We start from the raw sequence: 14387 nt of genomic DNA, 5'->3' as shown, positions 1-14387 counted from the left end.
CATCCCCAAGTGACAGATTGCTCCGCCTTTCCCGATTCCCTCATGCGAAGGAATCGATTATCCGGTATTAGCATCCGTTTCCGAATGTTATCCCGATCTTAGGGGTAGGTTACCTACGTGTTACTCACCCGTCCGCCGCTAACCTTCAGGAGTGCAAGCACTCCATCAAGTCCGCTCGACTTGCATGTATTAGGCACGCCGCCAGCGTTCGTCCTGAGCCAGGATCAAACTCTCCATAAAAGAAGTTCGTTTGACTTGCTCATTACTTTATATTGCTTTTCCATTAATCCGTTTGGATTAACAGGGCAGTTTCGCTCGTTGTTCAGTTTTCAAGGAACAATGTCTTTCTTTCATCCAACCGCTTATCTTGCGGCCGGAATTAGAATATACCATAGCCTGTCCGTATTTGGCAACCCCTTTTTAAAAAAAATACTTCATGCACAGGAAGATGCCTTGGGTGAACGACAGCGTAACGTACATAATGATAAGTCCCGTCTGATTCAGAAGCTCCATGCTGCAGATAATCGCTTGTCCAAGTATTCCAGCGCTAGTTCACATCTTCCTGTGCGTCGGGTTTCTGAAGAATATCCCGCTGGAGCTTGACCAAGCTTCCAAAATTGACGGCTGCGGAGTATGGCTGACATTCTCTCGTATTATCTATCCGCTGCTCATGCCGATTATTGCGACCATTCTCATCCTGAACAGTCTATGGATATGGAACGACTTCCAGCTCCCTCTCATTAAGCTGAACACACATCCTGATTTGTGGACGCTGCCTCTATTCATTTATAATTTTAAGTCAGAGGTCAGCTTTGACTATACGCTTGCCTTAGCTGCCTTCGCGCTCTCTATGGCGCCTATTGCGATCATGTATGCCTTGACGCATAAGATGATTATAGGAGGCTTGACAGAGGGCTCTATCAAATAATGAATAGGATGTGCTAATCGATGGAACTGACAGTGATGACATTCAATCTGCGCGTGAACACGCCGGTGGACGGAAGCAACGCATGGCCATACCGCAGCAAGCAAGCCGCGGAGCTCATTCGCAGGGTCGCTCCATTAGTAGCAAGTACGCAAGAAGGCAAGTATGACATGCTCCGCGACCTGGATCGCGAATTGTCGGAATACAGCAGAATCGGCGAAGGCCGCAGTGGATATGAGAGCGGCGACGAGGCGATGGACGAATGCTGCTGCATCTACTATCGCCATGACGATGTCGTCCTGCTGAAGCACGGACAATTCTGGCTGTCGGAGACGCCTGACGAGGCCGGCAGCGTCAGCTGGGACAGCAGCTTGCCGCGCTTTTGCACATGGGGATTATTCCAATTGAAAGAGAAGCCGGACCTGCAATTCTATCTGTTCAACACACACTTCGATCATATCGGGCAGGAAGCCCGCGTAGAGAGCGCGAAGCTACTTCTTCAGAAGATAGGAGAATCGCGACAAGGCAGGAAAGTCCCTGCTGTCGTAACCGGGGATTTCAATTGTTATCCCGACAACCCGGCTATCGCGCTCTTGAAGAACCAACTGAACGATGCATATGACATTCTCGGCGAGCCGGTCGGGCGAACGTTCCATGAGTTCGCGGGCGGCATCGAAGGAGAGCCGATCGATTATATATTCACAAGCGAGGATATGGCCATTCTGGAGACGATCGTTTACCGCGATGAGCAGGATGGTGCCTATCCTTCCGATCATTACCCCATTGCCTCCCGAGTACAGCTGCCTTAGCCATTTGTTATTCGGAGCAAGATTCCGAAGGGAGATTACTTTACGTCGAAGGCGTATATATGGCAAATGCAGAGCTTCAAGCTCTGAAGCTCAATTCGGGGGAGTGCATTATGGTGGGTGACCTGCTGGAGACCGATATCCGCATGGGCCAGATTGCCAATATACATACGGCTCTCGTTCGAACGGGCGTAGCCCAAAAAGAAGATATCGCGTTGTCGGGCTTCAAGCCGGACTACGTGCTGCAATCTGTTCAAGATCTTGTTGCTGCTGCGGATTAATTGTATATTGAAAGGCAACTACTAATGATAGCGGATATACAATTATATGGAAGACGAAAGGGAGCGGGGTACGGCATGAATACGCCTCAAGCAAGCGAAGTATGGATTCGACTGCAGAAGGAGCTGCCGCAATGGGTGGAAGAGAGCCGCGCGCAATGCGGCGAAGGCAAGGTAGCCTCTTACATTCCTGAGCTGGCCAAGGCGCCCCATCGAGCGCTCGGCATTCAGATTATGAACGGCAGCGGCGCCTCCATTGCCGCAGGAGACGCAGCGATTCCCTTCACGATGCAGAGCATCTCGAAGGTGTTCACACTTCTGCTCGCCTTGATGGACAACGGGGAAGCAGCCGTCTTCGACAAGGTGGGCATGGAGCCTACCGGCGACAACTTCAACTCCATGCTGAAGCTTGAGCTGGTGCAGCCCGGCATCCCGTTCAACCCGCTCATCAACGCCGGCGCAATCGTCATCTCTTCACTTATTGCAGGAGCAAGGATGGAAGAGAAATCCGATCGCGTGTTGCAGTTCTTCCGCAAGCTTGCGGCGAACGACTTCCTTGAGGTGAATGAAGCCGTCTACCAATCGGAAGCGGCGTCGGCGGACCTGAACCGTTCCATGGCTTACTTCCTGAAGGATAACGGAGTGCTGAAGGGCAAGGTGGACGAGGTGCTTGATGTGTATTTCCGTCACTGCTCAATTAACGTCACTTGTGCAGATCTTGCCCGCATGGCGCTCGTGCTGGCGTTCGACGGCACCGATCCGATTACGGGCGAGCGGCACATCCCCCGCCGATATGTACAGATCGCCAAGACCTTCATGGTCACTTGCGGCATGTACAATGCATCGGGCGAATTCGCCATCGAGGTCGGCATGCCCGCCAAGAGCGGCGTCGCCGGCGGCATACTGACGTTGGTGCCCGGGCGATACGGCATAGGTGTCGTCGGCCCCGCGCTTAATCCGAAGGGCAACAGCATCGCCGGCGTCGATCTGCTGGAGACGCTGTCGCAACGGCTGGACTGGAGCTTGTTCTAAGTACGTCGAGCAACTCCATCAAGTCTACAAGAAAGAGACATGCATCAGATCAAGTTCTGACTGCATGTCTCTTTCTCTTACTCCTCATTCGCCGGCCGCTTCATTACCTTGAAGCTGCGATTGAGCGCGAAGAACTGCTCCGCCTTCTGCCTGTGCTCCTCCGTAATATAGCTGCTTAACGTCTTGAAGGCAATGATGACGGCTGTCGCGTCGTCGGCGAAGCCTGCGACCGGAATGAAGTCCGGCAGCAAGTCAAGGGGCAGTATCCAGTAGGCGATCGCCCCGATGGCCGTCACTTTGGCACCACGCGGCGTTGCAGGATCAAGCGCACAATAATAGAGCGCCATCACTTCTCGCGAGAAGGGCACCTTGGAAGCATACCGCTTCACCTTGCCCCAGAACCCTTCCTCGACGTATTTAACTTGCTTGTCGTAATCGCCGATTTTGCTAACCCAGCTGTCAACGTCCACTTCCTTCACCTCGGGAGCGATCATGTCCGCTTCCAGCGGCAGCAGCGACTGTCGCTCCTTGATCCCTTCAGGCACCGCTTCTTCCACCAGCTTCTCCCCGCAATGTTCGCAATGGCAGTCCAGCACACTGACCCCGCCGCCAATCTTCGTCCATTGTTCACAGTGCGGACATTCTACTGCAGCCATCCTACCCCACTCCTTTACCGTTGCTATGCCGTTGCATGATTCCTTCATACTTGTTCAGACGACGAATGGTTTCAACCTTATTATGGCTCAAGCACATATTGACCTTGCACCAGTCCGCTGTAGAATCCGCCCTTCGCTGTCAGCTCCTCATGCGAGCCCTTCTCCGTTACCGCGCCGTTCTGGAGCACGACGATCTGATCGGCCTGTTGAATCGTATTCAAGCGATGGGCGATAATGAAGCTCGTGCGTCCCTCCATCAGCCGCTGGAGCGCTTCTTGAATTTTGATCTCCGTAACCGTGTCAATGCTGCTTGTCGCCTCATCAAGCACTAATATCGACGGATTCGCGAGAATTGCCCTGGCGATCGCGAGCAGCTGCTTCTGCCCTTGGCTGATGCCTGCTCCATCCCCCTTGAGCCGCGTATTGTAACCGCCTCTCATCCGGGATATGAACCCGTGCGCATTCGCCAGCTTCGCCGCTTCCTTCACTTCCTCCATCGTCGCATCCAACTTGCCGTATCGAATATTGTCGGCGATCGTGCCCTCGAACAGGAAGGGGTCCTGCAGCACGAACGCCATCTGCGATCGCAGGCTTGCTCGCATCATCGTACGAATATCGCGGTCATCGATCTCGATGGCTCCCGACGTAGGCTCGTAGAAGCGGCTAAGCAGCGAGATAAGCGTCGTCTTGCCCGCTCCCGTAGGTCCGACGAACGCGACCGTCTCGCCGGGCGCGGCCGTAAAGCTGACATGCTTCAACGTATTACCGTCCGCCTCGTAGGAGAACGATACGTCGCGGAAGGTCACCTTGCCTTCCACGGACCGCACCTCCTTCGCCCTGCTTTCATCGCTGCTCTCCACCTCTTCATCCAGCACCTGGAACACCCGCTCGGCTCCCGCCACAGCAGATAACATCGTGTTCCATTGATTGGCAAGATCGTTCAGCGGACGAGTGAACTGTCTGGAATATTCCGCGAAGATGACGATAACGCCTACCGTAATTGCGCCGCCCTTCAGCGCCAGCATACCGCCTATGCCGGCTATAATGGCGAAGCTGAGATTGTTCAGGCCGCTCATCAGCTTCGGAATAAAGCCCGAGATGACCTGGGCCCAGAAGCCGGACAATCGAATCCGCTCGTTGCGCTGTCGGAATTCGCGAATGACCCTATCTTCTTGCGAGAAAGCTTTAATAATACGCTGACCGGACAACGTCTCCTCCACATAGCCGTTCAATTCGCCCAGATTGCGCTGCTGGGCCCTGAACATCCGGCTCGTGCGTCTCGTAATCCATCTCATTCCTAATGCCATTAGCGGTACGACAAGGAAGGTGAGCAGGGTCAGCAGAGGACTCAAGGAGAGCATAACGCTAATAATGCCGACAAGCAGCAGCACGCTGGAGAATACGGAGATCACCGAGCTGTTGAGCGTGGCGCTCACATTCTCAATATCGTTCGTCATTCGGCTCATCGTCTCGCCGTGCTGGCGCTTGGCGAAGTATGGAATCGGCAGTCGCTGCAGATGATTGAACAGCTCCGTGCGCAGCGACAGCACCGTGCGCTGCGCGATGACGATCATCCATATGCTCTGTAGCCATGTGGTCAGTGCTTGGAGCGAGTAGACAGCAGCAATGGCGACCAGGAACAACAGCATGCCGCTGTCTCGCTCCACGATGAAGCGATCGATCGCCGTGCCGATCAGATACGGACCAAGCAGAGCCAGGCCGGTGCTGAGCAGCACCATCGCCATAACGGCGAAGAGCTTGGCGCGGTATTGGATCAGATAGCGCCATATTCGCTTCAATGTACCGGCGGCATCCTTAGCCCGCTGCTTCGGCTTCCCGCCTCCGGCGCGCTCCGCCATCCTTCCCAATCCATGCTGCGTGGACTTGTGAAGGCTGTCCCCCGGACTTGCAGCCGCTTCCGGCCGGGGATAACGGAATGGCTCTTTCAACTTGTCAAGCATGCGACATCCCCGCCTTTCGCTCTTGTGATTCACATATGCTGCGATATAGTCCTGAAGACTCTACAAGCTCTTCATGCGTACCGACTGCAAGTAATTTACCATCATCCAGCAGGAGCACGGAGTCGGAGGCTCTTGTGGCGCTTATTTTTTGTGTGATGAGGAAGATAGTGCACTTCCGCTCCTTCAACGCGGCAAGCAGCGCTGCTTCGGTATGGACATCAAGCGCGCTCGTGCAATCGTCGAGCAGCAGGATGACCGGCTTCCGGACCAATGCCCTCGCAATGGTTAGCCGCTGCTTCTGGCCGCCCGACAGGTTCACGCCCTTCTGGCCGACGACCGTATCATATCCTTGAGGAAGCGACTGAATCGTATCGTGAATTTGCGCCAGTCGGGCTGCGTCCATTACTTCCTCAAGCGTTGCTTCTTCCTTCCCCCATCGAATATTGTCGGCCACCGTACCGGTGAACAGCATAATCTCTTGCGGAACATAGCCAATCGACCTTCTCAGGCGATTCAAGTTCAGCTGCTGCGCATCGTATCCGTCTATCATCACCTGTCCGTCTTCGATGTCATATAATCTCGGAATAAGCGACAGCAACGTCGACTTCCCGGCGCCTGTAGCGCCCATAATCGCCACCATCTTGCCGGCTTCCGCCCGGAAGGATACCCCCTCCAGCACAGGGGCCTCCGTATCTGGATATTGGAAGGTAACCTCTTTGAACTCCACGTCTCCCGCTCGCACCTTCCTTGCGAGCTGATCGTCGCCCTTGTCCTCGTGGACACTACCGGTCATCGCGACTTCCTCCACCCTTCTCGCAGACGCGAGCGCGCGGGAGAAGTTGACGACGATCATCGCCATCAGCGACAGCACTCCGGTCGTCCTCGTCGCATAGTTCGCAATCGCGACGATCTCCCCCACCGTAACCGTCCCATTCTGATCCAGCTCCATGCGTCCGAACCACAATACGGCGATAACGCTGGCGTTCATCACGAGCAGAATGACCGGCATCGTCAGCTCCGTCAGTATTAGCGCCGCAACCATCCGCTCCATTAATCCTTTGCTCGCTTCACTGAATCGATCGCCTTCATGCTTCTCTCTGACGAATACGCGAACAAGCCGCATGCCGATCAAGTTTTGCTGCAGCACATTGTTGACCTGATCCAGCTGCTGCTGCACCGCGCGGAACAGCCGCTCCCCGCGCTTCATAACCCATCCCAGGAATATCGCAAGAATCGGAATGGCGCCTGCGAAGTATAAGGCCAGCTTGGCATCCACCAGGAATACCATAACAACGCTTCCAATGACGAGCAGCGGCGCCCGCAGCATAATGCGCAAGCCCATGAACACCGTATTCTGCAGCTGCATGACGTCATTGGTCAAGCGGGTAATTAATGAAGACTCGGAGAAGCGCCCGAATTCTGTGAACGAGAACCGCTGTACCTTCTCATAGAGCTGCTCACGCATCCGGAAGCCGAAGCTTTGACTAACATGAGCAGCGAAGAAGGAGCTGATGATGCCGAATCCGAACGCTACGATAGAAATGCCAAGCAGCACGCCTCCCCACATATATACCACGTCTAAGCGATCCTGCCTGATGCCGTCGTCAATGATTTTGGCTATAATATAGGGCTGGAGCAACTCCGCAATAAGTTCTGTGAACATAAGGATGAGTGCTACGACAACTGCAAATCGAAACGGCTTCAAATTAGAAAATACTGTCCGCATACCGCTCCTCCCCTCGTTACCATCATAATACAATTCCGCCGTATGCGCACCACCAGGCTCCCGTTTGCCTGTGCCTGCTTGCTTAAGCTTTCTTCAGAGCCACAGCCAGAATTCGCTCAAACCAACGCCATGGCAACAGGGCCTTCCCTAGCATCGATGACAACGATCCCTTCCCATACGTATAGCGCAGGGAGGGCGATTCCTTCCCGGCCAGCCATACGATCTTGCGTGCGATCTCGTCCGGATCGGGAGCCGTCTCCGCCGTCCGTCGCGAATAGCCCAGCACAGCAGCCAGCATGGGACGATACGGCGACGCATCGGAGACATGAATATTATCGAACCCTTTATCCCAGATAGAAGTACGATAAGCTCCCGGGCAGACCAGCACCACCTTGATGCCGAAGCTGCTCACCTCATGGCGAAGCGATTCACTGAACCCCTCCAGGGCGAACTTGGATGCACAATATGGCGCGTAGCCGGGAATGCCGATCCGTCCGCTGACGCTGCTTACATTAATAATCGCCCCGCTTCCTTGCCTCCGCATCAGGGGCAAGACGGCTTGCGTCATCGTGATAACGCCGAACAGATTCGTATCCATTATGCTGCGCCACGCCTCCATAGGCACTTCCTCCGCCGCTCCGCCGACGGCAAACCCCGCATTGTTCACCAGCACATCCAGTCTCCCGTACTTCTCCGCCACATGCGCCATCACTTGACGAGCATCTGCTTCACTAGTCACATCCAGCTTCAAACATTCTAATTGCTTCTCACATCCCAGCCCTCTTGCCCGTTCCAACAGCTCATTCTTCTTATTCAAGTCGCGCATCGTAGCCACTACGCAGTATCCCTTCTCCAGGAAACGGAGACTGGCCAGCATGCCGAAGCCGCTGGAAGTACCCGTTAACAGCGCCACCTTCTTGATCATTACATCTTCCCCCTCTTCCACTTGTTCTCCACCCGTCTTAGCTTGACACCCTGCTTCGGCGCTTCGTATCGCGCACATTCGTAAGCGGGAGTAACGCATCCCAGCTTATGGAATAGCTCGTCCAATCCCGACAAGACAGCTGCCGACTCTTCATCCCATGAAGCGTAATCTTGCAGCTCCAGCATCACTACAATCCGGTCGCGATCAGCCTGGATTACCTTATACTCTGACACTCGACCACTGCTTGCAAGGACTGCGCGTGCAATATAATCCGGGAACACGGGAATGTCAGAGTTCCCGTCTCTGCCTGGCAGATAGAACAGATCATCACTCCGCCCGTCTATAGAGGCAATCGTAGCAAGCGGAGATCCGCATGGACAGGAATCCCCCTCTGTAATCAGATCGTTCAGACGATAGCGGATAATCGGCTGCGACACTCGTGTGAAGTCCGTAACTATTGGCACATATCTCTTCTTGTCCGCATCGACATATTCCTTCTGAATCGCGACGATATCTTCATTAATATGGAGCGTGCCGAAGCGGCAGGTAGAAGCTAGGAACCCTTCCGTACATTGATAGACTTGATGCAGCGTCCCTCCGAACGATGCTTCAATATAGCTTCTGTCGAGCGGGTCCAGCACCTCCGCGACGGAGATCACCTTCGCCGGGGCAATCGCAAGAGCGCCCGATTGCGCGGCTCCCGCCAGCAGCCGCAGCAAGGACGGCGGGCCGACCAGTATCGATGGTCTGTACACGTTCAATTGATGAATATGTCGCTCGATCGGCACAAGCAGATCGTAGAAGCGGAACTGCAGCCGCCTCCCTCTCACCGAGCTGTACAGGCGGCTATCCGCTCGCAGGAAGAATGCGACCTTCTCGCTCGACAGGAGCGAGCCGGGAAGCACCTTCGCCAGCATCGTTCCGGCCCATGTATAGCGTTCCCAGTCGCTGACGAGGAACAGGCCTCGATTGCCTGATGTGCCGGAGGACAAGCCAACGGTGACGCCGTTCATCGCGGGAGAGAAATCCCGGCTTCGTTCAGCGGCGAGCGCCAGCGCCATAGCTTCTTCCTTCTTGACGCCAACTGTATTCAATGCATCGAAGCGCTCCATCATAACCCCTTTGTCAATGACGGGGAAGGAGCGCCATTCCTCGCTTGACCTTCCCTGCCATAGCTCTCGGTAGAACGGGGAAGCCTCCCTGACGGCATCAATATGACGCACGACCCGCTTCTCTTGCCAGCTTGTCAATGCATCGCGATCCTTCCAGGTCCGGAGATAGCGGGTTGCCAGATAGGATCGGAGAATACTCCACTTGTCTCTCATAACACCTCTCCTCCTTCGATATAGCGGTTCCACGCTTCCATACAGTGGGACGGAATGATGCACAACTGCGGGTAGCGCTTATGCAATTGCACGATGCGCTGGAACGTATCCCGGTACTGCCGGCGGCTCGGCATAATCAGCCCCGCTGCGGGATGGGGAGGGCGATCTTCCCGGTAAGCCGCGCTCGACCAGACCGCATCGGCGCAGAGGAAGCATTCGTTCCGTTCCGTGCGCAGGAACAATCCATACTGGCCGGCTGCATGCCCGGACACATCGACGGCGATAAGACTGCCGTCGGCGAACAGATCGTAGCCGCCAACAGCGTGGAAGGGATGTCCATCCGGCAGGGCGATGCGCGGCGTCTCTTCGATCGGCGACAGCCGCTGCTCGAAGTCGTCAGGCAGCAGTGCGGGTACGAAGCCTCTGCGCACGGCCGCCAAGCCCGTCAGGCGCTTCACAGCTTCATACGCCGCCCGCGACGCCAAGAATTCCGCGTTCGGGAAGTCTCGCAAGCCCGCGATATGATCCCCATGAAAGTGCGATACGATAATGCGCTTCACATCTTCCGGCTGAACGCCGCTTCTCCTTAATTGGCTCGCCGCGCTCTCCCCCAGACAGACGGGCGTCGTCTTGGCGTACAGGGAATACGGGAGCGCCCTTGTCGTCTCCAGGAAGCGGCTGGCGTAGCCAGTATCGAACAGCATGACGCCGTGCTGCGGATGCTGGATAACGGCGTAGCCGGCAGGATACCTGGTATGCCCCCACGATCCTCCCGAGATGGTGACGAACTCCCTGTGCGTGCAGTAGCCTGACGCGTGCAGCTGCAATGCCACATTCGTCTTATTGATGTTCATGCTTCTTCCACCACTGCGCATAGCGTACAATCCCTTCCTCCACACTGATCTGCGGCATGTATCCCAGCACATTCCTGGCGAGAGTATGGTCCAAAGTCTGATGCCGACCAAGCACTCCGACGGAATAGCGGGTCAAGAGTGGCTCCTCCTCCGACCGAAGCAGCCTCGCCTTCCACTCCAGGAAGCCCGCCAGCCCATAAGCGATCGGATAAGGTACCTTGCGCAGCTTCAGCGGCTTGTCCAGCTCGCGGAACAATCGCTCCAGCACTTCTAGCAATACGACAGGCTCTTGGTTGGTAATGTTATAGGCGGCGCCAAGGGCGGACTTCGGCGCATCTGCGCACAGCAGCAGCGCTTGCACGACGTTGTCCACATAGGTCATATCCATCGTGATCCGTCCGCCCCGGAACATCGGCACGCCTCCTTCATCATTAGCGCGTATTAATCGTGGCAGCAGCGTCGCATCGCCCGGCCCGAATATCGCCCTGGGGCGAATAATAATGGCAGGAAGTCCTTCACTGTGCGCTTGCTGCACGATTTCCTCGGCCAGCCGCTTCGTCGCAGCATAATGATTCGCCGGCTTCCGGGGGAGCGGACTGTCCTCGGCAATGTTGAATCTGTCTCGATAGTTCATATAGATGCTTGGCGTGGACACATGGACGAGCCGGCGGGCGCCGCCTTCCCTGCAGCCATCCACGACATGCCTCGTTCCCATCACATTACTGTCGTAGAATTGCTGGTAGGCGCCCCACGGCGAGGACAGCGCTCCGCTATGGAAGACGACATCCTGGCCCCTACAGGCTTCCACTACTGGTCCGCGCTGGGCGAGATCCCCCCGTATGAAGGTGATGCCCGCGCCCGTCAGTTCCGCGCCCGCCGCTTCATTCCGTCCGAACGCCGTCACCTGCCAGCCCTTCCTCTGCAGGGTGAGCGCAAGCCGCTTCCCTACGAATCCGGTTGCCCCAGTTACAAGTGCTCTCCTCATCGTTGACCATTCCATTCCATATCAATTGTCGATGCTTCCAGTATGGATACCTTCTCGGCCCTTGCAATACGCACCGTCTCCAGCAAAATGCGGAATTGCTCGAGCGACGGCCGCGGGTCGTCGAGCCGGAAAATAATATCCCGGCTATGGCGGATCGCCGAGGCCCATGCTCTCCAGCGCCGGGGATGACGCAGCTGCGAAGCGCCGAACAGCAGCATCGCCGCTCCCAGCATGCAAGAGGCGCCGCGCTCGGGGAACAGCGGAAGCTGTGGGGCGCTGGGCGGGACGATCGAGCCAGTAGAACCCATCAAGCGAGTCGGGCCGGTTGGGCCGATAATAGCCTCTGCGAAGACTTCGTCGAGGCGGGGCAACAGATGAACCCCGCTTGTCGCTCTTGGATTGCACTCGATGGGATAAATCCGGCCGTCTTGGGCGGATACAATAAAGTCGAACGAGAATTGGCCCGTGAACCGTTCTCGGGCTGCGAACTCCTTCACCCAACTCCACAGCTCTTCATGCTGAACGGCTCCCATATGAATACCCGCTCCCAGTCCTGCCGTGAATGTCGGGGTATAACAGGCATGCGCCGTCACTTCACCTTCATGGGCAATCGTGTATGTGCATAACGGCATTCCTTCAATATACTGCTGAATGACCCATGGCGTAGACGGATTGATGTCTTCTTCCGCCTGTCCTTCCCTTCGCCATAGCGCCAGTCTCTCCGATAGCTTCGGTTGATCCAGCTCGATGATACGCACCTTCGCCGAAAATCTGGAATACTCCGGCTTCAGCACCACACGGCTGGAAAAGCGCCCCGACCGAAGCTTCTCCTCCAGCTCTTCCATCGACTCGGCTCGCTCGGTATAAGGCGTGAGGATGCCGTTGCCCGCTAGAAGCTCCATGAACTTCCACTTGCTATGCAGACGATCCAATGTATCGATTGATTCGCAAAGTACCTTGCAGCCAGTACCCAGCTCGATAAAGGCTTTGCCTTGCGCAAGATGAAACACTTCCTCGCAAGTAGGTACAATCATTCCGATGCGCTGCTCCTGAACAATTCGGCGAATGGCTGTCAAGTAGCCTTCCCGGTCCCGGTTAGGCTTCGGCACTCGATAACTTCGCACAATTGCCCGTGACACGCGGCATAGATGGTAATCGACGCTCTCTGCGGCGAAGACGGTATGCCCTGCAGCGGCCAGCCGTCTGGCGATGTCTAACGCGACCGGAGCTCTCGTGCCCGTGATCAGAATGGGCAGCTTGTCTCTTCTATCAGACGGCAAGCCGCTTCCCCCTCTAGTAATCAAGTATAAGTCCTCCGAGCGATAGTCCTGCCGATGTACCCAGCAGCAGCACCCGGTCTCCGCGCACAATGCGCTGCCTCTCGATCGCTTCATGCAGCAGCATTGGAATAGAGGCGGCAATCATATTTCCCCCGTTGTGCGAGACATCCATCAGCTGATGCTCGCCGACGCCCAGCTTGCGCATGATGAGCCGGACCGCCATGGCGCTTGCCTGATGGGGGATGACCAGCTTCATCTCTCCTATGCTCGTGCCCGCTTCTTGCATGAGCCGTTCAAGGAACGGCGGCATCAGCTTCGAGGTCATGCGGAAGATGCCCGTTCCGTCCATCTGGAACAGGAAGTCCTTCTCCGTCGCCTCGGCACTTCGCGAGTGGAGCTTCGTGCCCCCGCCGCGAATCTCGGACAGATGCGCTCCGTCGCCGTACGTTTCCATGGCGGCGTGAACTATTCCGGAGACGCCGCCATGCTCCGAACGGCTCAAGACGACCGCAACCGCCCCGTCGCCGAACAGAGCAGCACTCTCCTTATGCTCCCAGTCTAGACCGATGGAAGCAATCTCGCTGGTGACGAGCAGCGCTGTGCGATATCTTCCCGCTTCTATCATATAAGAGACGATATCCATTGCGGCGACGAAGCTTAGGCAGGTCGTATTGATATCGAAGGAGGGAACGCCTGAGGCGCCTTCCCCCATCTCCGCCTGTATAAGCGCTGCATTGCAGGGGATCGGTTGCTGATACGTACCGCTTGCGCCGACGATGCAATCGATATCGCGGAACGAGACGCCTGCTGCTTGAAGAGCTGCCGCCGCAGCCTTGGCTCCCATCTGCGACGCCGTTTCTTCGCCTGCGAAGTAGCGCTTCTCGACGCCGGTCTTCTTCAGCGTCCATCCCGCTCTCACCCCGAGCCTCGCGTCGATCTCTTCGGCTGTCACACACGTCTGCGGCAAGTACTTGCCGGTTCCTATTATTTTCACATAGCGATGTTGCATATCTTGCTCCTCCTGTTGCAATGTTAAGCTTCTGCTTCAATATACTTGAATATGCTCCAATCTACTTCAACATCCATCGAAATCCTTCATAAGGCTCAAATGCTTTGTATGCTTCGAGGTGCAGACTCTATCAACTTTATCGTCTCTATTCTATCTATCCTCTATCGGCGCGATTCCTACCATACACCAGTTTTCTAAGACCTAAAGTCCGCTTCGAACTTCTACTATTCATACTACTAGGTTTGGGAAGCAATGTCATGTCAGGGCAAATCGAGGTGGCATTTCTATGCCAGGGAGGAAATGTAACGGATGTGAGCGGGCTTATTTATTTGTTTATGACCTTTTCGAAGCTGTAAGGGATCTAGACAACCTTATATCGCTTGTATCCGTTTAGAAATAGGAAAAGTGGCTGCAATAAGTGCTGTGGCGCCCGTTAACTTGGCACTTCCCATCGTTTTCGCCAAATAAGCGCTGTAGAGTTCGTTAGCCTGTGGAGCGGCAATCGACGTGGAAAATGGATCGGGAGTAGGCACGGGGGTGAAGAGGCTATGTTCCCGAAGACGAAGGAATGAGCGGATAATTGCCTTTAATTGCTGGTCTGGGTGCGTGATTGGGAACAGAAAAA

At 55.6% G+C, this 14387-nt stretch carries 13 protein-coding genes and 1 rRNA gene; 4 read left to right on the top strand and 10 right to left on the bottom strand.

The window, feature by feature from the left end; translation table 11 throughout:
- A 16S ribosomal RNA gene (locus tag ACFQ2I_RS20450) occupies positions 1 to 240 on the bottom strand; the annotation flags it as partial.
- A 271-nt stretch (positions 241 to 511) separates the two neighbouring features.
- Here ACFQ2I_RS20450 and ACFQ2I_RS20445 point away from each other — a divergent pair.
- The 4 genes from ACFQ2I_RS20445 (at position 512) to glsA (ending at position 3041) form a co-directional block, all read left to right on the top strand.
- Complete coding sequence (locus ACFQ2I_RS20445; RefSeq protein ID WP_377567564.1) at positions 512 to 928, top strand: carbohydrate ABC transporter permease; 417 nt, start codon at positions 512 to 514, stop codon at positions 926 to 928.
- A 20-nt stretch (positions 929 to 948) separates the two neighbouring features.
- Positions 949 to 1734 carry an endonuclease/exonuclease/phosphatase family protein gene (locus ACFQ2I_RS20440; protein ID WP_377567562.1) on the top strand — a complete coding sequence of 262 codons (786 nt, stop codon included), beginning with the start codon at positions 949 to 951 and terminating at the stop codon, positions 1732 to 1734.
- Positions 1735 to 1793: 59 nt separating this feature from the next.
- Positions 1794 to 2012, top strand: coding sequence for an HAD hydrolase-like protein (locus ACFQ2I_RS20435; protein WP_377567560.1), 219 nt, complete (start codon positions 1794 to 1796; stop codon positions 2010 to 2012).
- 75 nt (positions 2013 to 2087) lie between these two features.
- Positions 2088 to 3041 carry a glutaminase A gene (glsA, locus tag ACFQ2I_RS20430; protein ID WP_377567558.1) on the top strand — a complete coding sequence of 318 codons (954 nt, stop codon included), beginning with the start codon at positions 2088 to 2090 and terminating at the stop codon, positions 3039 to 3041.
- Between the two features lie 77 nt (positions 3042 to 3118).
- Here glsA and ACFQ2I_RS20425 read toward each other — a convergent pair whose 3' ends face one another.
- The 9 genes from ACFQ2I_RS20425 to ACFQ2I_RS20385 all read right to left on the bottom strand — a co-directional run bounded on the left by ACFQ2I_RS20425 (position 3119) and on the right by ACFQ2I_RS20385 (position 13762).
- Positions 3119 to 3697, bottom strand: coding sequence for a YkvA family protein (locus ACFQ2I_RS20425; protein WP_377567556.1), 579 nt, complete (start codon positions 3695 to 3697; stop codon positions 3119 to 3121).
- Between the two features lie 80 nt (positions 3698 to 3777).
- Positions 3778 to 5658, bottom strand: a complete 1881-nt coding sequence (locus ACFQ2I_RS20420; RefSeq protein ID WP_377567554.1) for an ABC transporter ATP-binding protein — start codon at positions 5656 to 5658, stop codon at positions 3778 to 3780.
- Positions 5651 to 7384, bottom strand: a complete 1734-nt coding sequence (locus ACFQ2I_RS20415) for an ABC transporter ATP-binding protein (protein WP_377567552.1) — start codon at positions 7382 to 7384, stop codon at positions 5651 to 5653. Before ACFQ2I_RS20415 ends, ACFQ2I_RS20420 begins: the two co-directional genes overlap by 8 nt.
- 82 nt (positions 7385 to 7466) lie before the next feature.
- On the bottom strand, positions 7467 to 8309 hold the full coding sequence (locus ACFQ2I_RS20410) for an SDR family oxidoreductase (RefSeq protein ID WP_377567550.1): 843 nt from the start codon (positions 8307 to 8309) through the stop codon (positions 7467 to 7469).
- Positions 8309 to 9634, bottom strand: coding sequence for a F390 synthetase-related protein (locus ACFQ2I_RS20405; protein WP_377567548.1), 1326 nt, complete (start codon positions 9632 to 9634; stop codon positions 8309 to 8311). The genes ACFQ2I_RS20410 and ACFQ2I_RS20405 overlap by 1 nt, the downstream gene beginning before the upstream one ends.
- Positions 9631 to 10488, bottom strand: a complete 858-nt coding sequence (locus tag ACFQ2I_RS20400; protein WP_377567546.1) for an MBL fold metallo-hydrolase — start codon at positions 10486 to 10488, stop codon at positions 9631 to 9633. Before ACFQ2I_RS20400 ends, ACFQ2I_RS20405 begins: the two co-directional genes overlap by 4 nt.
- On the bottom strand, positions 10475 to 11473 hold the full coding sequence (locus tag ACFQ2I_RS20395; RefSeq protein ID WP_377567544.1) for an NAD-dependent epimerase/dehydratase family protein: 999 nt from the start codon (positions 11471 to 11473) through the stop codon (positions 10475 to 10477). The genes ACFQ2I_RS20400 and ACFQ2I_RS20395 overlap by 14 nt, the downstream gene beginning before the upstream one ends.
- A complete protein-coding gene (locus ACFQ2I_RS20390) occupies positions 11470 to 12777 on the bottom strand; it encodes an ATP-grasp domain-containing protein (RefSeq protein WP_377567542.1) in 1308 nt (435 codons plus the stop codon). Before ACFQ2I_RS20390 ends, ACFQ2I_RS20395 begins: the two co-directional genes overlap by 4 nt.
- Positions 12767 to 13762, bottom strand: coding sequence for a beta-ketoacyl-ACP synthase III (locus tag ACFQ2I_RS20385; protein ID WP_377567540.1), 996 nt, complete (start codon positions 13760 to 13762; stop codon positions 12767 to 12769). The genes ACFQ2I_RS20390 and ACFQ2I_RS20385 overlap by 11 nt, the downstream gene beginning before the upstream one ends.
- Positions 13763 to 14387: the final 625 nt, after the last annotated feature.

Origin of the sequence: Paenibacillus chungangensis (assembly GCF_042675905.1) — a bacterium.
Taxonomy (GTDB): Bacteria; Bacillota; Bacilli; order Paenibacillales; family Paenibacillaceae; genus Pristimantibacillus; species Pristimantibacillus chungangensis.
Note: the sequence above shows the minus strand (reverse complement) of the source record. Positions and strands in the feature narration are given on the sequence as shown.

Bases quoted from the DNA above. Each gene is read 5' to 3' on its own strand.
- glsA (WP_377567558.1), top strand. From the start codon at position 2,088: ATGAATACGCCTCAAGCAAGCGAAGTATGGATTCGACTGCAGAAGGAG.
- ACFQ2I_RS20440 (WP_377567562.1), top strand. From the start codon at position 949: ATGGAACTGACAGTGATGACATTCAATCTGCGCGTGAACACGCCGGTG.
- ACFQ2I_RS20415 (WP_377567552.1), bottom strand. From the start codon at position 7,384: ATGCGGACAGTATTTTCTAATTTGAAGCCGTTTCGATTTGCAGTTGTC.
- ACFQ2I_RS20425 (WP_377567556.1), bottom strand. From the start codon at position 3,697: ATGGCTGCAGTAGAATGTCCGCACTGTGAACAATGGACGAAGATTGGC.
- ACFQ2I_RS20395 (WP_377567544.1), bottom strand. From the start codon at position 11,473: ATGAGGAGAGCACTTGTAACTGGGGCAACCGGATTCGTAGGGAAGCGG.
- ACFQ2I_RS20400 (WP_377567546.1), bottom strand. From the start codon at position 10,488: ATGAACATCAATAAGACGAATGTGGCATTGCAGCTGCACGCGTCAGGC.
- ACFQ2I_RS20445 (WP_377567564.1), top strand. From the start codon at position 512: ATGCTGCAGATAATCGCTTGTCCAAGTATTCCAGCGCTAGTTCACATC.
- ACFQ2I_RS20435 (WP_377567560.1), top strand. From the start codon at position 1,794: ATGGCAAATGCAGAGCTTCAAGCTCTGAAGCTCAATTCGGGGGAGTGC.
- ACFQ2I_RS20385 (WP_377567540.1), bottom strand. From the start codon at position 13,762: ATGCAACATCGCTATGTGAAAATAATAGGAACCGGCAAGTACTTGCCG.
- ACFQ2I_RS20410 (WP_377567550.1), bottom strand. From the start codon at position 8,309: ATGATCAAGAAGGTGGCGCTGTTAACGGGTACTTCCAGCGGCTTCGGC.
- ACFQ2I_RS20405 (WP_377567548.1), bottom strand. From the start codon at position 9,634: ATGAGAGACAAGTGGAGTATTCTCCGATCCTATCTGGCAACCCGCTAT.
- ACFQ2I_RS20420 (WP_377567554.1), bottom strand. From the start codon at position 5,658: ATGCTTGACAAGTTGAAAGAGCCATTCCGTTATCCCCGGCCGGAAGCG.